Consider the following 22,347-nt stretch of genomic DNA (forward strand, 5'->3'; position numbering starts at 1 on the left):
TGAAATATATATCACCCGAAAAATATTTTTTTAATAAATAAAAAAGAACAGATTTTTTCTGCTCTGATATACAACTCAGTTTAATCTAAAGATTAAACTAATTTAGCAATAACTTCTGAATGTTTGATGATTTTGTGTTCTAAGTTTTTAAAGTTTTGTAATTTTGAATCAGTTGTTAATGCAAAAATAATTTCTTGATCAATGTTTTCTGCTTTAAATCTGTTTAAATCTAAAACGATTAATTCATCTCCAGATTTAACTTCTTGGTTTAATAAAACTTTAGCATCCATACCAATTCCATCTAATTTGTATGAGTTTAAACCAAAAACGATAACAGCTTCAACACCTAACGATGTGTTAGATAAGATAACTTGTGATTTACTTGCTGGTTGCATTGTTATTTTTCCATCAAATGGAGCAACAATTTTACCTGATGTTCCATCTAATTTGATTGCAAATCCTTTTCCGACTAAATCATTTGAAAATACACCATCATTTAATGATTCAAGCGAAACGATGTGTCCTGAAGCAGGTGCTAAGATTTCTAATTCTGAAACTGCTTGAGCAGATGCTGTAGCATTATTTGATGTTGAAACAGTTGAAACTTCAACTGATTTACACATTGTTGAAATTAAGTCTTTGTTAATTTTGATAAGTGCATTTAAGGCTTCTGCATTTGGTAATTCAACTTGAACGTGTTTTTGTGCTTCGAAAATTTTAACTGATGTAGCATCTAATTGTTCAAATTCTGTTTTTGAAACTAATGAAACATTTTTAACATCATATCTTAATTGTGATGCTGAATTATTGAATGAAGTAATATTGTCAATTCCACCGAATGCATCAACAATTTTTACTAATAGGTCTATGTATTTATCTCTTTCAGTCATAATAATATACTCCTTAAATAAAATAAATTTTATATCATTTTTATAATGTTGAAAATAGATTTTAAAACCTTAAAATAAGGTCTGAAAATTAATTAAATTGTTTACTATATGCTTAAAATAGTGGTATAATAGTTTTGCTTATGGCGAACGTGGTGAAGTGGTTAACACAGTGGGTTGTGGTCCCATCATGCGCGGGTTCGAATCCCGTCGTTCGCCCCATATGAAAGAAAGTTGTTAATAGCAACTTTTTTTGTTTTCCTTTTTTTACATTCTGAGTTTTCAAGTTGTGCTCTTCTTTTTTTAATATATCTAAAGATATATTATGAAAGTTTTACAAACAATGGTTTGAAATCAAAAGGATTTTCAAAAGATAGTAAACATAACGTAAATCAAATATTCATAACAATGACAATTGATGGTAATGGAATACCTTTTCAGTATAAAATTTATCCTGGAAATCAAACAGATTCTAAAGTAAACTGGGACTCGAAAAATGGACAAAAGTTTAATTTATCCAATTTTGTGTCCCGGTTTAGCTCTATAAATAAGGGTTATTTTTAAAATTAATTGAAAGAACTTGGAAACTGGGGTTGTTAATAGCAACTTTTTTGTTTTCCTTTTTTTTACATCAAGTTCATAATAAAAGCAACCTAAAAAGGTTGCAAATATTATTTATTGAATAAATTGTATGCATCAATTTTAAAAAGAGTTTTCTTAAGTTTAGACTCTAATTTTGTTTTGTTTACTGAATCATTGTGTGAAGCCTCTTCGATTTGTTTAATAAGTTTATCACGGTCACGAAGCGCTCTTTGGACATCAATGTTTTTAACATTGATAATATCATCTGTTATGATTGATACTTTTTTCTCATCAGCATATACAAGACCACCACCGATGTAGCAACGAATTTCTTCACCATTTTCAGGTTTGATTGATAAGTTGCAAATTTCAATGTTTGAGAAAAGTGGTGTTCTATTAGCTTGAAGTCCGATGTAACCTGACGCTGTTTTTAATGTAACAATGTTTACATCACCTTCATAAAATACACCTGATGGTACTGCGATTAATAAATGAGTTGTATTATTCATTATTTTTTATCTGTTGATGATTCAGTTGAAATGTTATTTTCTTCTTGATATTTTTTGTAACGTTCAATAACATCATCAATGCTTCCAGCATATCTGAACATTTCTTCTGGAAGGTTATCTAATTCACCTGAAAGAATAACTTTGAAACTTCTAATTGTTTCAGATAATGGAACATATTTACCTTTAATACCACTGAATTTTTCAGCAACTGTGAAAGGTTGAGATAAGAATTGTCTAATTCTTCTTGCTCTGTTAACAATTTTCTTATCTTCTTCAGATAATTCACCCATCCCTAAAATTGCGATAATATCTTGAAGTTCTTTAAATCTTTGTAAGATTGCAACAACTTCTTGAGCTGTTTTGTAGTGATCATATCCAACAATTAATGGATCAAGTAATCTTGATGAAGAGTTAAGTGGGTCAATAGCTGGATAAATTCCAAGCGCTGCTGTTCCACGGTCAAGAACTGTTTTAGCATCTAAGTGAGTGAAAGTTGTAGCAGGCGCTGGATCAGTTAAGTCATCAGCAGGCACATAAACAGCTTGAACTGATGTAATTGAACCTCTACGTGTTGAAGTAATTCTTTCTTGAAGCGCACCCATTTCTGTAGCAAGTGTCGGTTGGTAACCAACAGCTGATGGCATACGTCCTAAAAGAGCAGAAACCTCTGAACCAGCTTGTGTAAATCTAAAGATGTTGTCGATGAATAAAAGCACATCTTGATTTTGTTTATCTCTAAAGTACTCAGCCATTGTAAGACCTGTAAGAGCAACTCTCATACGTGCCCCAGGTGGTTCGTTCATTTGTCCAAATACAAGTGCAGTTTTATCTAAAACTCCTGCAGCTTTCATTTCATAGTAAAGGTCATTTCCTTCACGTGTTCTTTCTCCAACTCCAGCAAATACTGAAAGTCCATTGTGTTCTGTAGCTATGTTGTTAATAAGCTCTTGAACAAGAACTGTTTTACCAACTCCAGCTCCACCAAAAAGACCGATTTTTCCACCCTTTGCATAAGGAATAAGTAAGTCAATAACTTTAATTCCTGTTTCGAGCACTTCTGATGAAGTTTTTTGTTCTTCATAAGAAGGTGCTGATGCGTGGATAGGATCTCTTTCAATGTCTTTTGGTAAAGGTAAGTTGTCAATTGGGTTCCCTAAAACGTCAAACATTCTACCTAAAACAACATTTCCTACAGGTACAGAAATTGGTGCACCTGTGTCAGTTACAACCATTCCTCTTTGAAGTCCATTTGTAGAAACCATTGAGATTGTACGAGCTGTATCATCCCCAATGTGTTGAGCAACTTCGAATGTGTAAACTTTTCCATCATGTTCTAATTCAACAGCATTAAGTAAGTGAGGTAATTTTCCTTCTTCAAATCTAACGTCCACAACTGGACCTAAAATTTGAACGATAATTCCTTTGTTTTTTACCATTCATTCCTCCTTATTTTAATTAAGCAGCATCTGCACCAGCTACAATTTCATTGATTTCTTGAGTTATATTACCTTGACGTTTTCTGTTAAATTGTAATCTTAACTCATCAACTAAGTCTGTTGCATTATTTGTAGCATTTTCCATAGCATTACGTCTTGAAGCAATTTCTGAAACTTTTGAACCTGTAGCAAGTCCGTAAATCATACTTGCTAAGTAAAGTGGAATTGAGTTTTTAAGCACCACTTCTGAGTTAGGCTCAAATTCAATTGTGTTTCTAGCTTGCACACTAGCATTTTCAGATTCAATGTCTAGTGGAAAGAGTTTAATTTTTTTAGCTTCCTGTGTAATGTTGTTAATAAATTCTGTGTAATAGATGTAAATGTTAACAACTCTTTTGTTTGAATATTCTTCAAAAGCCTTTTTAGATACAACAGAACCAATTTCATAAGAGATTTTATCTCCTAGTTCTGTGTATTTAGAAATGACTTGTTCATCATATTTAAATGAATGTAATAAAGCAAGTCCTTTTCCTCCAAGCACAATGATTTTGTCGCTTGGTTTAAGAGTTTCTTTAAGTAATTTAACAATATTAGTATTGTATGAACCACATAATCCTAAATCAGATGTGATGATGATGTGTAAATCAGAATCAACATTAGTGTTTTTAGGAAAAATTGAATAAAACTCTCTTGGTTCAACGTGTGATGCTAATTCTCTAAACATTTCGTTTAGTGAATTTAAATATGTTTGAATACTTTCAAATTCAGTTCTAATTCTACGTAATTTAGCAGTTGATACTAATTGCATAGCATTAGTAATCTTTTTGGTATTGTCAATTACATTAATTCTATTTTTGATTGAATTTAAGTTTGCCATTTTAATTATTTAAGTAAGTCATTGTATTTTTTAGGAAATGCTTTATGCAACTTAGGATCATAGTTAGGAATTGTAGCAATGATGTTTTGTACTATCTTAACTAATACTTTTTCTGTTGTTTGATAGTCTTCAGGTGTGAATAAACCTTTTGAAGCAATGTTTGAAAAAAGTTCCATACCTTCGGCTGTTTTGTTTACAAACGCAATAACGTTATCTCTGTATTCTTTAATGTATTCTTTTGGAAGTGGGTTAATAATTCTTTCTTTAACTCCTAAAAGAATAATAGCTTGTGTAACTTGTGGAATCGCAAAATATTGTTCTTGTTTTAAAAGTTCATATACTTTAGCACCATGTTCTAAAATTGATTTAGTTGACTCATCAAGGTCTGAACCAAATTGAGCAAAAGCTAACATTTCGTTGTATTGAGCAAGTTCAAGCTTAAGTGAACCAACAACTTGTTTCATAGCTTTAATTTGCACAGCTGAACCAACACGAGATACTGAAAAACCAATATCAACAGCAGGTCTTTGTCCTGAGTTAAATAGTGATTCTTTTGTGAAAATTTGACCATCTGTAATTGAAATTACGTTAGTTGGAATGTAAGCTGAAATATCCCCTTGTTGAGTTTCAATGATTGGAAGAGCAGTAATTGAACCTCCACCATTTTCTTTGTTAAGTCTAGCTGCACGCTCTAAAAGTTGAGAGTGTAAGTAGAAAACATCTCCAGGGTAAGCTTCACGACCAGGGGGTCTTCTTAAAAGAAGTGAAAGCGTTCTATATGCAACTGCGTGTTTTGATAAATCATCATAAACAATTAATACATCTTGTCCTTGAGACATTCAGTATTCTGCAATAGTAACTCCTGTATATGGAGCAATGTATTGTTGTGGAGCTAATTCTGAAGCTCCTGCAACAACTATTGCTGTGTAATCAAGCGCACCAAATTCATTAAGTTTGTTAACAATTTGCGCAACTGTTGAGTTCTTTTGTCCAATTGCTACGTAAACACACTTAACGTTTTTACCTTTTTGGTTGATAATAGCATCAATAGCCATAGCTGTTTTACCAGTTTGACGGTCACCGATGATAAGCTCTCTTTGACCTTTACCAATTGGAATCATTGAGTCAATCGCAATAATACCTGTTTCAAGTGGTTGGTTAACTTCTTCTCTAGTCATAACACCAGGAGCAATTTTAAAGATTTCACTTTTAATTGTTCCTTGAATTTTACCTTTACCATCAATTGGTTCTCCAAGGGCGTTAACAACTCTACCTAAAAGAGCATCACCAACATTTACATCAATAACTTGACCTGTTCTTTTAACAATGTCCCCTTCAGAAACAGAGTTAGCATCACCAAATAAAGCAACTCCAACTGTTTCTTCTTCAAGGTTTAAAGTAAGTCCATAAACACCGTTATCAAAAACTACGATTTCGGCGTTTTTAACCTTTTGAAGACCTGATACAACAGCAATACCATCACCAATTGAGATAACTTGACCAATTTCTGATCTGTCAGCTACTTTACCAATGTTTTGAATTCTTTCTTTAATGATTGCAGAAATATCATCTAATTTGATAGCCATAAATTACACCTCCTTTTCTTTTTGTTTAAAAATAATTTCATTTTTGATTTTGTTTAAGTCATGTAGTATGTTCATTTCAATAACTTCGGTTTTAGACACAATTCTAAATCCACTAATAATATTTGGGTTAATTACATTGTGAATTTCAATTGTACGTTTTGTAACTTTTTGAAGTTTGTCGTTGATTTGTTGAAGTTGCTCATCACTTAATGGGAAAGCTGATTCAACTACTACATAACGAATTCTTAATTCATCATTTGATAACTTTAAATATTCAATGATGATGTTTTTTAATTGAGACACCATTTTTCTTTGAACTATAACTTTAATTGAGTTAATTACAATATAGTCAAATTGATTTTTATCAAAAGCCATATCGATTGTTTTGAATCTTTCAGCTTCAGGAATTAAGTCATTTCCTAAATATTCGATAAAACCCGGAATTGTGTCAATTAAATCTTTAACAGCCTCAAATTGAGGTTGAATTAATTTAAATTTATCTTGTTCTTTGACCAAGTCATAAATTGCTACTGCATATGCAGATGTATTTCTTTTTTTGTACATAATAAAATCTTAAAAGTTTTGCTATTTTACTTTTATAGTAATTATATAGCTGCAAAAGTTAATTACTCACTTGATTCAAGATAGTTTTTAATAATTTCATCTTGAGTTTGTGGAGAAATTTCTTTACGTAAGATTTTCTCTGCTAATTCTGTAGCTACTTGGATTACATATTTTTTAGCATTAGCATCAAATTCTTTCTTTTGCAACGCTATATCTTGATTAGTTTCTTCAAGTAATCTATATGATTCAGCTTTTGCTTTGTCAATATAAGTTTTAGAAACTTCACCAGCTTTTATTTTTGCTTTGTTAACAATGCTATCTGCTTGCTTGTGAGCTTCTTTAAGTTTTTCGTTTGCATCATTTAAAACTTGTAAACTATCTTCTTTTTGTTTAATAGCACTGTTGATATTTTCTTGAATGAAATTTGTTCTATTTTTCATCATCTTTTTAACTGGTTTATATAAAAGGTATGTAAGTAATAAAAACACAATTAAAAAAGCGATGATAGTAGCAATCATCATTGGAACACTTGGAAATAGTCCATTGAATTTTTCTTGAACTTGTTGATTCAATGATTCTTGCTTAAGATAAATTAAATTTTGAACCATAGTTATTATTTAATAAACATTAATAATAAAGCAATAATAAATGCATAAATAGAAGCTGTTTCAGCTATACCAACACCGATAATTAACATTAAACGGATTTTTGATTCTGCTTCAGGATTTCTTCCAACAGCTTCTGCAGCTTTACCAGCAGCATAACCTTGTCCGATACCTGTTCCTAAAACACCGATTGCAGCTAATCCTGCACCAATAGCAACAAGACCTGATTTGATGTCTCCACCATTTTGTGCAACTGCTTGAGTAGTGTTATTTGCAGTTTCTTCTAAAAATTTTGTTACTGTTTCAATCATAATTAATCCTCTTTTCTATTTAATAAATTGCTTGTGATAATTGTGAATTAAGGCCTTTGTTAATTCTTACAATTTTTGATTTACCTTTTCTAAGTTTTTTAGGTTTAACCTCTCCTGCAGTTGACTCAATAGTTCAGTATACAAGCGTTAAAAGTGAAAATATGTAAGCTTGTAAGGTAGAACCGAATAAGTCAAAATAAAAGTGCAATGCAGGTGATAAAATCAATCCAAAGAAGAATTGTTGATTACTTGACCCTGTTACTTTTGTCCATATTCACCCACAGAATGAATAAAATAAGAAAATAACTGTAGATCCTCCTATAACATTTCCATAAATACGGAAACTAAGAGAAATAAGAGGAGATACTTTACCAGGTAAATCAAGTGGGTTGATAAATGATTTTAGATATCTTCACTTACGGTACACTGCGCCACAAACAAAGATACCAAGTCAGCTCATTAAAGCTAATGTTAACGGAACTGAATAAGATGTTACGATCGGTTCTAAACCAAAGACAGCTGTAAGGTTACCGATTAGAATAAAAGTAGCTAAAGTCAAAATATAGTATCTTGCATTTTGCACTTGTGTTCCACCGGTTGCATCATCAAAAGTTTTGCCAATGAACTTAACATAACCTTCAGCAATGAGTGCTACACCTTTTGGAGCTTCATTTGGTTTAATTTTTGATACTTTGAAATAGACAACTAAACAAATAATTAGCACTATAAAAACAGTAACTACAAGCGATAACATTTGTGGTTGATTCCAAACTCAAAGACCTTTTGAAAATGTATCCATCCTGCTCATCTCCTTTCTTTTTAGTTTCTTATTTTTTTATTAACTATTTCTGTGATGATAATCACAAAAACATTAGTTAATATTCCTCCAGCAAATGCAAAGAAATTAAATGGTTGATCTAATGCTTGCAATACTGAATATTCGGCAATCTGCATTTGTTTTAGGTGCTCTGTATTAATAAAAAACATTAAGTACACGATTGCCCCTAAAATTAAGAAAAATAAAACTGATTTCAAAATCGATAAAGCATACAATTTTGTTTTTTTATTTCTCAGAAATAAATACGCAAAAAGTCAGTTTAATTTAAATAAAAAATAAATTAGTAGACCGCCTAATGCATACCCAAAAAATAGACCACAATTAATTCCTATAAGAGATAAAAATACTACAGAAATTAATAAAAAAAAGATTGCAAATATAAAAGTATGCATTTGCATATATGTCATTTTTTTTATAGCCTTTTTAATTGGTAGCATATTTTTATTTTAATACTTTTAGAAAGTTGTATCACCTTTTTTACAATATTTTTTTAGGTTGCTAAAATTCCAAAATAAGCTATTAAAATAACAAAAAAGAACCCATAAAAATCGAATATTTAGTGGGGTGGTAAATCCACATACTTAAATTTTATTGGTTCTTCATTTGAACCATACAAAACAAGTGTGTTAATCCTTAACCTCAAACAGGAGTGGTTTTATTTTTATAAAGGAGTTTGATTATCAATTTTAATTGGTAATTTTTTATACTACATACTAAAATTCATTTTAATGAAAATTCGATAATTTTAAATAAAACAATTTATTCCAACACTTACAATAATAATGCTAAATTAGTAGTATATAGAATATTAAATTAAGAAACGAATTTTAATCAGAAAATATATTTTTTATTATTTAGCAACAAATAGTTTCTCTTATATATTTTTGTAATTTTGGCTATTTACTTTGTTCTTTTTTTAGAATAAGTTTAGATAGCAAAAGTTATCGATTTATTATGAAAAATAGTTATATGAACTAACTAAATGTTAAATAGTCTTTTAAATAAAAAATCAACACCAGAATAACATATATCTAGCATTAAAATATAAAATATTTTAATATAATTTAAAATAACGACAATTTAGGTGTAAATGAAAGGAATTTTATGGACAATACAAAAGAAATACAAAGAGCTGAATTGCATAAAACAATTTGAAACATTGCCGATCAATTAAGAAGTCAAGTTGATGGATGAGAATTTAAAAATTATGTACTTGGAACACTTTTTTATCGTTTTATTTCAGAAAGTATCACAAGATATGTAAATAGCATTCAACACGAAAGTGGTGATTTAGATTTTAATTATGAAACTTTAAGTGATGATGAAATTACTGACGATATAAAAGAAGCTATTATTTCTGCAAAAGGGTTTTTCATTTACCCTTCAGAACTTTTTACAAATGTTGAAGTTAATGCTGCTAATGATGAAAACTTAAATGAAACACTTGAAAATATCTTTAAAAATATTGAAAATTCTGCAAAGGGTCGTTCAAGCGAAGGCGACCTTAAAGGGCTTTTCCAAGATTTTGATGTTAACAGCAATAAATTAGGAAACACAGTTGCAAAACGTAATTCTACATTAAGAGCACTTCTTACAGGTGTTAAAAAAATGGAACTTGGAAACTTTGAAGACAACACTATTGACTTATTTGGTGATGCATATGAGTTTTTAATTTCTATGTATGCCCAAAACGCAGGTAAATCAGGTGGTGAATTTTTCACTCCACAAGAAGTAAGTAAATTGCTTTTCAAACTTGCTGTTGGAAATAGAAAAGAAATTAGAAAAGTTTATGATATGTGTGCTGGTAGTGGTTCGCTTTTACTTCAATCAGTTAAAGTGCTCGGGAAAGACAACATTAAAGAAGGTCTTTATGGACAAGAAATCAATGTTTCTACTTATAATTTATGTAGAATCAATATGTTTTTACACGATATTAACTACAGTAAGTTTAAAATCATTTGCGATGACACATTAACTCATCCTGGTTTAGATGAGGAAGAACCATTTGATGTAATCGTTTCTAATCCACCTTACTCAATTAAATGAGAAGGCGATGCTAATGCAACATTAATTGCTGATCCTAGATTTGCACCAGCTGGTGTGCTAGCTCCCAAATCTAAAGCTGATTGAGCATTTGTCCAACATGCACTTCACAAACTTTCAGCAGATGGTACAGCTGCAATTGTTTGTTTCCCTGGAATTATGTATCGTGCTGGAGCTGAAGCTAAAATCAGAAAATACTTTGTAGATAACAACTTTGTTGATGCAATTATTCAATTACCAGACAACTTATTCTATGGAACAAGTATTTCAACTTGCATTCTTGTAATTAAGAAAAATAAAACAAGCAATGAAGTTAAATTCATTGACGCAAGTAAGGAGTTCATTAAAATTGCAAATAACAACAAGTTAACAGATGAAAACATTCAAAACATTATCAACTTATACAATTCAGACGAAGATAAAATAAATGTCCTTAAAATCGTTAGAACAGAAGATATAGCAAATAATAATTACAGCCTTTCTGTAAATACTTATGTTGAAAAAGAAGACACAAGAGAAGTTATTGATATTAATAAGTTAAATCAAGAAATCAAAGAAATTGTTGCAGAGCAAGCAGTGCTTAGAGCAAAAATTGATGAAATTGTTGAAAGATTAGACAAAAATCTTGAAGAATTATAGAAAAGGATTTTAAATATTATGAAAAATGAAAATCAAACTAATTTTTCTATTGAAAACTTCCTTAAAGCAAACAACATAAAAAATGTACAAATTAAGAAACTTTATGAAGTAACAATTTGGAGTAAATCATTTGCTAATTTTGACAAAACTAAACTCTTAAAAAGTGAAATAAACTATAAGTCAATACTTTCAAAAGAAACCAAAGAACTGGTTGTAGAAAATGGAGATATAAAACTACTTACAACATATCCATCTGATATGTTTACATCTACAAATATGTGAGATGGAGATGTTTATGAAGAAGAAATTGTTTATATCCCATCAGGTGGTAACCCTTACGTTCAATACTATAATGGTAAATTTATTAATGCAGGTAACATAATCGGAACATCATATGATAAAAATGTTGTATTAACAAAATATGTATATTACTTCCTAAAATCTAAAAACGATTTAATTGCCAAAGCATTTAGAGGCAGTGGAATTAAACACCCATATATGCCTGAGATTTTAGAAATTGAAATCCCTATTCCATCAATCGAAGTTCAAACCCAAGTGGTTAATATATTAGATATCTTTTCTAGTTATGCAGAAAAGCTGAAAGCTAGATCCACACAGTATGAATACTACAGAAATTCATTGCTTTCGAATCCACAATCAAAAGAAGAGGATGTAAGAAAAATTAAAATAGATGATTTAATAAATTATGAACAACCTTCAAAATATTTAGTAGAAAGTGATAGATATTTTAAGGATAGTGACTTAATACCCGTTTTAACTGCGAATAATACATTTATTTTAGGTTATACCAACGAAACAAATAATATTTATCCTGCTTCAAACAATCCTGTAATAATTTTTGATGATTTCACAACATCATCAAAATGGGTTGATTTTGATTTTAAAGTAAAATCATCTGCATTAAAAATATTAACAAGTAAAAATTCTGAAATTTTAAATTTAAAATATTTCTACTATTGATTGAACTCTTTTACTTATAAGACTAATGAACACAAAAGACACTGAATAAGCGAATATGAAAATATCCAGCTTTCTCTTCCATCTATTAAAATTCAAAATAAAATAGTTAATACACTAGATAATTTCGAGGCAATCTGTAAAGACCTGAAAATTGGTCTCCCAGCTGAAGAAATAAAAAGACAGCAACAATATGAGTTTTATAGAAACTCTATCTTTGAATATCTTGAAACTAACTCATTTGAAAAATTAATGAGAGAGAGAGAGAGAGAGAGAAGATAACTTAACCACAGGTTTAATTAAGTTAATTCAATATATCTTCAACACAAACATTACTATTCAGCTTTCTAAAATAGCTAAATTTTTTAGAGGTGAATCGATAACTAAAAACTTTATTGAAAACAATTCTGGTGAATATCCAGTTTATTCATCTCAAACAACAAACAATGGAGAGTTTGGAAAAATAAACACTTACAAATATGATGGTGAATATGTTTCTTGAACAACTGATGGAGTTTATGCAGGGACTACCTTTTATAGAACAGGTAAATTCAACATAACCTCTCACTGTGGATTAATAGAAACTGATGAATCACTTCTATTACCTAAATATCTTTACTTTTATCTTTCAGTCAATTTAGACAAATATGTAAATAAATCATCTCCAAACCCATTACTAACAGTAAGTCAAATTTCTGAAGTTAATGTCACTTTTCCTACTTTGGAAACTCAATTTAGAATAGTTCACCTATTAGACAACTTTGAATCAATTTGTAAAGACCTTAAAATCGGTCTCCCGGCTGAAGAAATAAAAAGACAACAACAATACGAATTTTATAGAAACTCTATCTTTGAATATCTTGAAACTAACTCATTTGAAAAATTAATGAGAGAGAGAGAGAAGATAACTTAACCACAGGTTTAATTAAGTTAATTCAATATATCTTCCACTCAAATATTTATATTCAACTTTCTAATTTATTCGACATAAGCACAGGAAAATATATAAAACCTGATAAATCATTAACAAATGGTTTTAAGATCATAAATGGCGGTAAAACTCCATTAGGTTATACAGATAACTACAAATTTGAAAATTGCATAACTATTGCGAGAGTAGGAACTGCAGGATATGTAGATTATATAAATGAAAAATTTTGATTAAGCGATAGTTGTTTTGCTTTAAAAAATTGTAACAATAATCTAGTTAACGATAAATTTGCTTTCTATTATCTTAAAAATTCAGAAAATGAATTAAAGAAATTAAGCAATGGTGGCGTTTTGAAAGCTTTAAATATTAGTGATTTAAGAAATTTAAAAATTAAATTACCACCACTAGAAACTCAAAATAAAATAGTTAATATATTAGAAAACTTTGAAACTATCTGTAAAGACCTTAAGATTGGACTTCCAGCTGAAGAAATTAAAAGGCAGCAACAATACGAATTTTATAGAAATTCAATCTTTGAATATCTTGAAACTAACTCATTTGAAAAATTAATGAGAGAGAGAGAGAGAGAGAAGATAACTTAACCACAGGTTTAATTCAGTTAATTCAATATATCTTTGATAATTCACTGTTTATATCTCTCAATAAGCTATTTGGAAAAATTTATACAGGAGAATTCATTGTAAAAAATCCTGGTTTTGGAGAATTTAAAATTATTAATGGTGGTAAAAACGTTCTCGGATACACAGATGACTTCAATTGCGAAAATGCAATAACTATTGCAAAAGTCGGTTCAACAGGTTATGTTGATTTAATAGAAGAAAAATTCTGATTAAGCAATAGTTGTATTGCTTTAATACAACCAAAAGAATTAATTGTAAATAACAAATATGTCTTTTATTACTTAAAAAACAATGAACAAAAATTAAAGAATTTAGCTAACAGTGGTACATTATCATCCATAAACTTAAGTGATTTAAGAAAACTACAAATCAAGCTACCATCACTAGAAACTCAAAACAAAATAGTCGAAATTCTAGATACCTTTGACACTATGTGCAACAATTTAAAAATAGGTCTTCCAGCTGAAGAAGCAAGAAGACAACAACAATATGAATATTATAGAAATCTAATATTCAATAAATTATCAGATAAAAATAATTAATACTTTAATACCTATATACAAGCTCTATAAGACTAATATGAGCAATATATAACAACAAATAAAGGTGGATTTACTATGGCAAAAGAAAATCACGCAATATTACATACTCCTGAAAACACAGTTATTGCTGAGTTTGATTTTGAAAAACAAAGACAAAGACCTATAAACTATCAATCAGAAGCTGATTTAGAAAAAGAGTTTATTAATCTTCTAACTAGTCAAGGTTATGAGTATATTCAAATCAAAAATTCAACAGAACTTAAAAATAACTTTAGAAAGCAACTTGAAAGATTAAATCAAGTTACTTTTACAGATAGTGAATGAAAACACATTCTCTCTGAAGTTTCAGGAGAAGGTAAAGGTATTAAAGAAAAAACTGAAATTATCCAAAAAAACAACATTATCCCTCTTAGAAGAGAATTATCTAATGGTGAATTTCAAACTAAAAACATTAGATTAATTGACTTTAAAAATCCACAAAGCAACATACTTCAAGTAATTAATCAGTATGAAGCTGACCACGGTAAATATAAAAATAGATATGATGTAACTATTTTAGTAAATGGTCTTCCTTTAGTTCATGTTGAACTTAAGAGAAGAGGTGTAGACATTAGAGAAGCTTTCAATCAAATTGAAAGATACCAGAGTGAAAGCTTCTGATCTGATGAAGGTTTCTTTGAATTTATTCAAATCTTTGTCATTAGTAATGGAACTGAAACAAAATACTACTCAAATACAACTAGGGATTTAAAAACTTCATCAAACAAATCTGGTTCAGCTGTTAAGAAAAGTAAACAATCATTCCAATATACATCATATTGAGCAGATGGTAAGAATAGAAAAATAACTGATCTTATTGACTTTACTAGAACATTTTTTTCAAGACACACATTATTAAATATTCTTACTAAATATTGTGTCTTTGATTCAAATAAACAACTATTAGTAATGCGACCATATCAAATTGCAGCTACAGAAGCAATCATTTCAAAAATTAAAATGATGTCTTCATTAGGTAACTGAGGTAAAAAAGATGCAACTGGATATGTATGACATACTACCGGTTCAGGTAAGACACTTACATCATTTAAGACCGCTGAATTAGCAAAAGAATTAGATGATATTGAAAAAGTTATCTTCGTTGTAGACAGAAGAGACTTAGACTTCCAAACAATTAATGAATATAACCGTTTTGAAAAAGGAAGTGTTAAAGGTGTACAATCAACAAACATTTTAAGTCAAGTGCTTGAAAATGAAACTGTTGAAGATGAAAGATCTAAAATCTTAGTCACAACAATTCAAAAACTTTCAAAATTTATTGAAAAAACACCTAAATCAAGTATATATGATAAAAAAGTTGTCTTCATATTTGATGAATGCCACCGTTCACAATTCGGTAAGATGCATAAAAGAATTGTTAACAAATTTAAAAAATACTTCTTATTTGGATTTACTGGAACACCTATATTTGTTGAAAACGCAAATACAACAAATGGTCAAATGCTAACAACTGATATATTCAAAGATCAACTTCATACTTACACAATTTTAGATGGTATTAGAGACCATAATGTTCTTAAATTTAAAGTTGATTTCTTGAATACATTTAAATCTGCTTCTGGTGTTGAAGATAAGAAAATATATGGAATCGATAAAAAAAGTATCAAGGAATCTGACAAAAGAGTCACAATGAATGTTCAGTACATTCTTGAAAATTTTGATAGAAAAACCAGAGCAAAAGATGGTTACTCATTTTCTAAATTAGTTAACTATGATGAAATGGTTAAAAGCAAGGATAACACTGCTAAAGAAATAAAAGTTGATACAAACCTTCAAGGTTTCAACTCTATTTTTACAGTTGAAAATATCTTGATGGCTAAAAAATACTACCTTGAATTCAAAAAACAATTAGCAAAGCAACATAGAAATTTAAGAATTGCAACAATATTCACATATGCACCTAATCCAGATCCTGAATCAGGAGTTTTTGAGGAAGAGGATATTGATATCCCTACAAATGTAACTTATGATTCGACTGATAAAGAATTCTTAGCACAAGCTATGGATGATTATAATCAAATGTTCAAAACTAACTTCTCACTAGATGGTGCCGAAGGGTTTGCTAACTACTACAAAGATGTTTCATTAAGAATGAAAAACAAAGATATTGATATCTTAATAGTTGTTGATATGTTCTTAACTGGATTTGATTCACCTACATTAAATACTTTATGAGTTGATAGAAAACTTGAATATCACCGTTTAATTCAAGCATTTTCAAGAACAAACAGAATTTTAAACTCTGTTAAAGTATGTGGAAATATAGTTTGCTTTAGAGATTTAAGAAAAGAAGTTCAAGATGCCATTGCATTATTTGCTCTTAACGATAAAGAAGCTTCTAATACAGCTTTATTTAGAGATTATAACTTCTACTTAAATGGTGAAACTAATGAGAAAACAGGTGTGCACGTTAAGGGTTACATTGACTATGTTAATGAAATAAAAGAAAAATTCCCACTTGATAATTTAGATCAAAGAATTGAATACTTCCCTGAAAGTAAAAAGAAAGAATTTGCTAAGTTATTTGGAAAAATCTTAAAATGTAAGAATACATTAATGGTCTTTGATGAATTCCAACAAGATGCTAATAAAATTATTCCTGACAGAGACTTGCAAGATTATCAATCTCACTACTTAAATATTTGAAATGAATTTAAGGACAAAGAAAAGAATGATGGTTACAAAGAAAATATCATCAATGATATTGTCTTTGAAATCGAATTAGTTCAACAAGATGAAATTAATGTTGAATACATCATTAGATTAATTGCGACTAGATTTGCTCAAAAAACAGATACTGAAAAAGTTAAAAAAGAAGTTACTAAACTTGCACAATCAAGTACTTCTCTCAGAAACAAAAAGGATCTAATTTTAGAATTCATTGACCAATACAATATTCAAGATATTTCAAATACTGCTACTGAAAATGAAATTGAAATTAACACTTGAGAAGAATGAGAAAAATTCGTTCATCAAAGAGCTGGACAAGAAATTAATACAATTATTAATAGCCAAAACATTCAAGCTGAAAAAGCTAGAGAATACATTCTTAACTCACTTGAAAGTGGAAGCTTAAAATTTGATGGACAAGACTTCGATTCAGCTATAAAAGCACCATTATTTGCACGTGGAGCAAATTCATCAAATAGATATGAAACTAAGAAAAAAGTGTTCTCAATCATCCAAAACTTCTTTAACAAATTCAAGGATATTATTAATATCAAAAAGTTCAAGAATACTTTAAAAAATGATAAATAATTCAATGTTACCAGAGATTCCTCTGGTGATATTTTTATTTATCCCTATGGTTTAAACACAGAAGTTACAATCAAATATTGACAACTTGATATAATCAAAATAAGGGGTGTAAATTATGAATCAAAAGAATGTTATTAAGATAAATGCAAACAACTTTCTAAAGGTTTTTTTCAAAAATCCTTTACTTATTTTTCATTCAAATAATTTAGTTGATTGAATTAAACAATCAGCTTATTTTGATAAATATAATGTATCAATGGATGATTATTTGAGCAATATTAAATTCGACAATATTGATGAATTAGATGATGATGAGGATGAATCTAGTGAAAATGCAATTGATGCAAACAAAGTATCTGAATTTATGACTGAACAAAACTTGCAAATGGAAGTAGATACAAATTCAGATAAACTTGTTTGAAGCAATAATTTCTTGCACGAATTAGATTCAATTTTTGCAAAACATGAAAACAGTGAACAAGTTGAATTTATTAAAGTTAACATTTCTGAATTCTTGCAATTCAAATTAGATGCATACAACTGATATTTAAATAAACACAACTATAAACCAAATGAAGTTGGTTATATTAAGCAAATTGATAATTTAGAGATTAAATTGCAACAAACACTTAATTACTTAAATGATGACAAAATCAAAGTAATTATTGAACCTGTATTTGCTTATAAAATCGAAAATCAAAATGATGTATTTTATTTAACTTCATCAGCTCTTATATATGATAAACAACTTAAAAAATATGTAGGTTTATCATATGTCGATAAGGTTAAGAAAGATTTATATCAAAAAAACTTTTATAACTACAATGTACTAAAGAAAGCAAATATTCCTCTTGAATCTATTAGTGAAATTATTATTAATCCATTTGTTAATAAACTTAGATTAACACAAAAAAACAAGATTGATTTTTATGAAGTCTTTTCAGCAATGACAAAGATAAAATCCCCTTCAAAACCAAGTAATAAATCTGATAAATTAGATTGAATGAGAGAAGATGATTTTTATAATTTATTCACTCCAATCGAACACGGATTGTTAAAATCAGGAACACTTGCATTGTATGATTCGTGAAATGAACAAGACAATTTAAATAATTTTACAAAAAATTCAAATTCCTTTATTTTGAGTGCTAAAAGAGCATATTATTGTGATAGAAGTTTAGGGCTTAATTTAGAGGAATTTGTAGCAATACCTAATGTAATTAAGACGTTTAGTGAATTTATAAACAAAATAAAAGAAACTCACGATATCTATAAATCAGTTAATTGATTAATTGAAAAATCAAGTGGTGTTTTTCTTACAAAAGACAAAAGAGGAAGTTCGCCTGAATCATATGTTTACTATGAACCATTTGATAGTTACATTGACAAAATCATCAATTCTTATTATTTATCACCCGAATTATCTAATATTGATTACAACTTATTTAGATATTGTTTTAGCAAAGATGCTGAAGAAAACTTTGAATTAATGAATAGTTTAAATGATTATATAAATGTATACAAAAACTCACAGATTTCAAAAAGTTCTCTTATTAATATACCTACAGATCTATTCAAATCACCTGATAAATTAGTTATTAGAGCATATCTTTATGGAAAAGATTTTATACCTTATTCATTTGGTAGAATAACTAAAGAATCTGAAGATAAAGTCCTTGAGCTAATTAACAAATATGAAAAAATAAATGCAATAAATGTTAAAGCAGCTCTTGATAAAATATTTAAAATTCACTTAAAAGATTCAGTAATTGTTTGATATGACTATGAAGGTTTTTCGTCAATCTATCCAGTTATCCCCGGTACGTCATCATATCAGCAAATTGTTAACCAGGTATCTGTTATCAAAACTCAAAATGGTAAAGAAATTTACAAAGAGAACTTTGTCATAGACACAAAAAACTTTGATTTATCGAAAACAATATATATGTTTAAGATAATTCACGATAAAGATGCTAAAGGTTACGTTGTATATAACAAAACATATGAAAATACAAGAAACAAAGAACTTCTTAATTTAATTGAAATTGAATACAAAAATAATAATGAAAAAATTCAAGAGCAAATTCACTTACATTTTGAAACATTAGGAAACTTCAAACAAGCAATTAATGAAATCAACAATTTAGCAATTGATTTAAATGATATTTTTAAATCAACATCAACAGAACTTAAATCTAGGTTAATTTCAGACAAATATTTCATTGTATTTAAAGAGAATACAAGCAATGAAAAATTAGAATTAGTCAAATTAATTAATAGTGATATTGAAACATTTACATTAGATAGAATTTGTTATATTAATGAACTACTAAGATTTAGTAGTATTAAGAAAGTTGAAAAATACATTACACATAACAATTTAAAACTCAAAACATTGATTACGCCTTATTCAGAATTAGTTATTCAAAAAGGAACTATGGCAATGGAAAAAGCGCAAATTAGACACGCAAAATTAATTGGGGATTCACATTGAGAAAACGACATTGTTCCTGAACTTAAAAAATACTGTGAGAATGATGTTAGAGCTATGATAATGGTTTATGAACTTATTATGTACATTCTTAGACTTAAGTTCCCAGAACTTGATGAATATGAGTACAAAATTGATTCAGAAAAGTATGAATACAAGATAGAAAATGAGCAAATAACACTAGCTGCAAGAGATTAAAATAAAAATACAAGCAATTATTAGAACTGAAACTGTAATTATTTGCTTGTATTTTTTTAATTAGATTTAAGAATGGCAATTAATTCGTTGAGAAATTCAATTGTTCTATCGATTTGGTAATTAGTTTTAGCTTCAACATCATTACTAAAATAATTGTTTTGATTTTCATTTAATTTTAATCATTCATTAAAATTAATATTTTTAGCTACATAATTTTTCAAATGTTTGAAAAACTTATGATTTGGATTTTTGTTTTTACTTGTCTTAATTACATTTTTAATATGTTGCAATTGTTCGATTAATTCATAGAATTCGTTGTTATTATTGTTTGAATTCATCATTTCGTCAGTAAAGAAATATCTTTGCTTGATATTATTTATTTCATCTTCTGTAAATGAATATGAAATATTATATAAATTACCCAAATGCGAATAGTCACCTTGTCTTATTTTTCTTTTGAAACCTTCCAATCCTGGTTCTTTTAAATATTCAACATTTTCTCCATAAGTAGATAAGTAATAAGATATTTTAAATCATTCCATATCTTCCTTAGTAAAGTCTGGCTCACTCTGCATTTCAGCCCACATTTCCTTCATATCTTCAGATGACTTTTCAAGTAATTCTTTTGGTATTTTAGCTAAATCAATTAATGCTTCATAATGACTCAAATCTTCAAGATCCAAAACAGATCAAGGGGACATTCGGTAAAACCTTAATATAAACTGACATATTCTCAAAAATTTATTCATAAAAGTTGAATAAATATTTTTAGGAGTTTTAATAAAAACCTTATTGCCTTTATTATTTTTTACATATAAATTATTAAATGGATTTACATCAGAATTGGCAACCCAATTATCAATACCATCCTCTGGGTCATACCAAATTAAAATATCTTCATCAGGATTAAATCAATCAAGTGTGATTGATAAGGTTGTGATATTTTGGTTAAGATTATCTAAACGCTTGTTCATTACATTATTATAGAATTTAGATTTTCTATTTTGTGGATTTTTGAAACCATTTGTATTTAGTGTATTTAAAGATCAAAAATTTGATTCTTCTCATTTTCTAGAGATATCATTTGAATATATGTTATTGTAATAATTTCAAAATTCAGTAGTAGCTCACTCTTTAACTCAAATATGACTTCTATCTACTACCTGATCAGCGAAAATATTTCAATCATCTTTTCCTGAGGAATCTACTTCAAATTCTTTCTCAGACGGCATAAGTTCCAATACTTTTTTAATTATTTGAATAGCTTCATTGTTATTGTATTCGTAGTTGTTAAAAATCAATTGATCAAAAAAGTATTTTTTATTATTTATTAAATCTACTTCAACCTTCTTACTTCATTCATTGCTTATTCTTAGTGAGTCTGAATAATTAATTGATCAAATATTTGCATTTTTAATTAATCTTAATAAATTAGGATCACTAATAAATTTATCTTCTTCATAGTTGAATTTTCAGAAATCTATAAATTTACCTGCTAATTTTACAAATTCTTCTTTTGTTTTACTATTTGTGGTTTCTGAAAATATTCTATTCACAATTTTATGGTTTAATGTTGTTAATAAGATATCAGAAAATCAAAATTGATCACTTCTGTTTTGGAAAATATCTTTTTCAAACTTAGATATAGAGTTACCAAATATTCATTCAAAATTTTTATAAAAATTCTTAAAAGACTTTAAGTTAATTTTAAACTTTCTACTCAAGTTATATTTTTGAGTTTTTTCATTGCTTATTTTTTTAATTATATTCAATCCATTGTTTAAAATTGTTTCATTAAAATTAGTTTCAACCACATACTGAGATAATTTAGATTTTAGTTCATTTAACTTTTCGATTTTAAACGATTCGTATTCAGATTTTGGTTGCTCTTTTTCGGTATTTGTATCTATTAATTGTTTCGATAACTCATATTTTTCTTCAATTGAATTTAATGTTGATGAAATCAAAAATTGAATTTTATTTCTTTCATTGACAAAATTGATCAACGATTCATTTTTATTATCATTGGAATTTGATAACAACAAATTCTTTAAATACATAGATATATTTTCAATAATCTTTTTAATTTCTGTTTGAAGTTCATTTGTTTGATTAATTTCACTTATCAGCGAATAAGACTCATTAAAAAATTCTTCAGGTTTATATTGACCCCTCATATTATCTTTTTTTCTTCTTTTGTGAAAAACTTGCTTTCATCTTCTTCTGAACAACTTATCATTGTCAATGAAGAAATCAGTATATCTGAAATAGCACCTAATAATAAAAACTTTCTATGCATAATAAACATCTCCCAATACATAATCACTCACTAATATATTATGTAAAAATCTATTCAACAAACTTTACATTT

General features: G+C 28.3%; 18 protein-coding genes and 1 tRNA gene. 8 read left to right on the forward strand and 11 right to left on the reverse strand.

Translation table 4 applies throughout. The features are described 5' to 3' along the window. Nucleotides 1-92: 92 nt before the first annotated feature. Nucleotides 93-890, reverse strand: a complete 798-nt coding sequence (locus U5U50_RS01995) for a PTS glucose transporter subunit IIA (protein ID WP_324672300.1) — start codon at nucleotides 888-890, stop codon at nucleotides 93-95. 143 nt (nucleotides 891-1,033) lie between these two features. Here U5U50_RS01995 and U5U50_RS02000 point away from each other — a divergent pair. Beyond that, a tRNA-His gene (locus U5U50_RS02000) sits at nucleotides 1,034-1,109 on the forward strand. Nucleotides 1,110-1,558: 449 nt separating this feature from the next. Here U5U50_RS02000 and atpC read toward each other — a convergent pair. The 9 genes from atpC to U5U50_RS02045 form a co-directional block, all read right to left on the reverse strand. After that, nucleotides 1,559-1,978 (reverse strand): ATP synthase F1 subunit epsilon, encoded by a 420-nt coding sequence (atpC, locus tag U5U50_RS02005; protein WP_324672303.1) that lies wholly within the window; start codon nucleotides 1,976-1,978, stop codon nucleotides 1,559-1,561. Further along, nucleotides 1,978-3,414 carry a F0F1 ATP synthase subunit beta gene (gene atpD / locus U5U50_RS02010; protein WP_324672305.1) on the reverse strand — a complete coding sequence of 479 codons (1,437 nt, stop codon included), beginning with the start codon at nucleotides 3,412-3,414 and terminating at the stop codon, nucleotides 1,978-1,980. Before atpD ends, atpC begins: the two co-directional genes overlap by 1 nt. 19 nt (nucleotides 3,415-3,433) lie before the next feature. Further along, complete coding sequence (atpG, locus tag U5U50_RS02015; RefSeq protein WP_324672307.1) at nucleotides 3,434-4,291, reverse strand: ATP synthase F1 subunit gamma; 858 nt, start codon at nucleotides 4,289-4,291, stop codon at nucleotides 3,434-3,436. Between the two features lie 5 nt (nucleotides 4,292-4,296). Then, on the reverse strand, nucleotides 4,297-5,877 hold the full coding sequence (atpA, locus tag U5U50_RS02020) for a F0F1 ATP synthase subunit alpha (protein WP_324672309.1): 1,581 nt from the start codon (nucleotides 5,875-5,877) through the stop codon (nucleotides 4,297-4,299). A gap of 3 nt (nucleotides 5,878-5,880) precedes the next feature. Then, nucleotides 5,881-6,441, reverse strand: a complete 561-nt coding sequence (gene atpH, locus U5U50_RS02025) for an ATP synthase F1 subunit delta (protein ID WP_324672311.1) — start codon at nucleotides 6,439-6,441, stop codon at nucleotides 5,881-5,883. A 62-nt stretch (nucleotides 6,442-6,503) separates the two neighbouring features. Beyond that, nucleotides 6,504-7,049, reverse strand: coding sequence for a F0F1 ATP synthase subunit B (atpF, locus tag U5U50_RS02030; protein WP_257088735.1), 546 nt, complete (start codon nucleotides 7,047-7,049; stop codon nucleotides 6,504-6,506). Between the two features lie 5 nt (nucleotides 7,050-7,054). Then, nucleotides 7,055-7,357, reverse strand: a complete 303-nt coding sequence (gene atpE, locus U5U50_RS02035) for an ATP synthase F0 subunit C (RefSeq protein WP_324672316.1) — start codon at nucleotides 7,355-7,357, stop codon at nucleotides 7,055-7,057. A 19-nt stretch (nucleotides 7,358-7,376) separates the two neighbouring features. Then, nucleotides 7,377-8,156, reverse strand: coding sequence for a F0F1 ATP synthase subunit A (locus U5U50_RS02040; protein WP_324672317.1), 780 nt, complete (start codon nucleotides 8,154-8,156; stop codon nucleotides 7,377-7,379). A 20-nt stretch (nucleotides 8,157-8,176) separates the two neighbouring features. Further along, a complete protein-coding gene (locus tag U5U50_RS02045) occupies nucleotides 8,177-8,632 on the reverse strand; it encodes a hypothetical protein (RefSeq protein WP_324672319.1) in 456 nt (151 codons plus the stop codon). Nucleotides 8,633-9,299: 667 nt separating this feature from the next. On the opposite strand from U5U50_RS02045, the gene U5U50_RS02050 reads away from it, so the two are divergent. The 7 genes from U5U50_RS02050 (at nucleotide 9,300) to U5U50_RS02080 (ending at nucleotide 19,976) form a co-directional block, all read left to right on the forward strand. Then, entirely contained in the window at nucleotides 9,300-10,877 is a 1,578-nt protein-coding gene (locus tag U5U50_RS02050) for a type I restriction-modification system subunit M (protein ID WP_324672321.1), read from the forward strand. Between the two features lie 18 nt (nucleotides 10,878-10,895). Then, entirely contained in the window at nucleotides 10,896-12,137 is a 1,242-nt protein-coding gene (locus tag U5U50_RS02055) for a restriction endonuclease subunit S (RefSeq protein ID WP_324672323.1), read from the forward strand. A gap of 55 nt (nucleotides 12,138-12,192) precedes the next feature. Then, the gene (locus tag U5U50_RS02060; protein WP_324673343.1) at nucleotides 12,193-12,768 is read left to right on the forward strand and encodes a restriction endonuclease subunit S; all 576 of its coding nucleotides are present in this window, start codon (nucleotides 12,193-12,195) and stop codon (nucleotides 12,766-12,768) included. A 65-nt stretch (nucleotides 12,769-12,833) separates the two neighbouring features. Continuing rightward, nucleotides 12,834-13,388 carry a restriction endonuclease subunit S gene (locus tag U5U50_RS02065; protein ID WP_324673345.1) on the forward strand — a complete coding sequence of 185 codons (555 nt, stop codon included), beginning with the start codon at nucleotides 12,834-12,836 and terminating at the stop codon, nucleotides 13,386-13,388. Between the two features lie 131 nt (nucleotides 13,389-13,519). Then, nucleotides 13,520-13,969 (forward strand): restriction endonuclease subunit S, encoded by a 450-nt coding sequence (locus U5U50_RS02070; RefSeq protein ID WP_324673347.1) that lies wholly within the window; start codon nucleotides 13,520-13,522, stop codon nucleotides 13,967-13,969. 75 nt (nucleotides 13,970-14,044) lie between these two features. Then, nucleotides 14,045-17,287, forward strand: coding sequence for a type I restriction endonuclease subunit R (locus U5U50_RS02075; protein WP_324672325.1), 3,243 nt, complete (start codon nucleotides 14,045-14,047; stop codon nucleotides 17,285-17,287). Nucleotides 17,288-17,402: 115 nt separating this feature from the next. Further along, nucleotides 17,403-19,976: a UU173 family protein gene (locus U5U50_RS02080; RefSeq protein WP_324672327.1), complete on the forward strand. Its 2,574-nt coding sequence runs from the start codon at nucleotides 17,403-17,405 to the stop codon at nucleotides 19,974-19,976. Between the two features lie 56 nt (nucleotides 19,977-20,032). On the opposite strand, the gene U5U50_RS02085 is transcribed toward U5U50_RS02080, so the two are convergent. Continuing rightward, complete coding sequence (locus U5U50_RS02085; protein WP_324672329.1) at nucleotides 20,033-22,153, reverse strand: hypothetical protein; 2,121 nt, start codon at nucleotides 22,151-22,153, stop codon at nucleotides 20,033-20,035. Nucleotides 22,154-22,347: the final 194 nt, after the last annotated feature.

This window comes from Mycoplasma sp. 888, from assembly GCF_035609225.1.
Classification (GTDB): Bacteria; Bacillota_I; Bacilli_A; order Mycoplasmatales; family Metamycoplasmataceae; genus Mycoplasmopsis.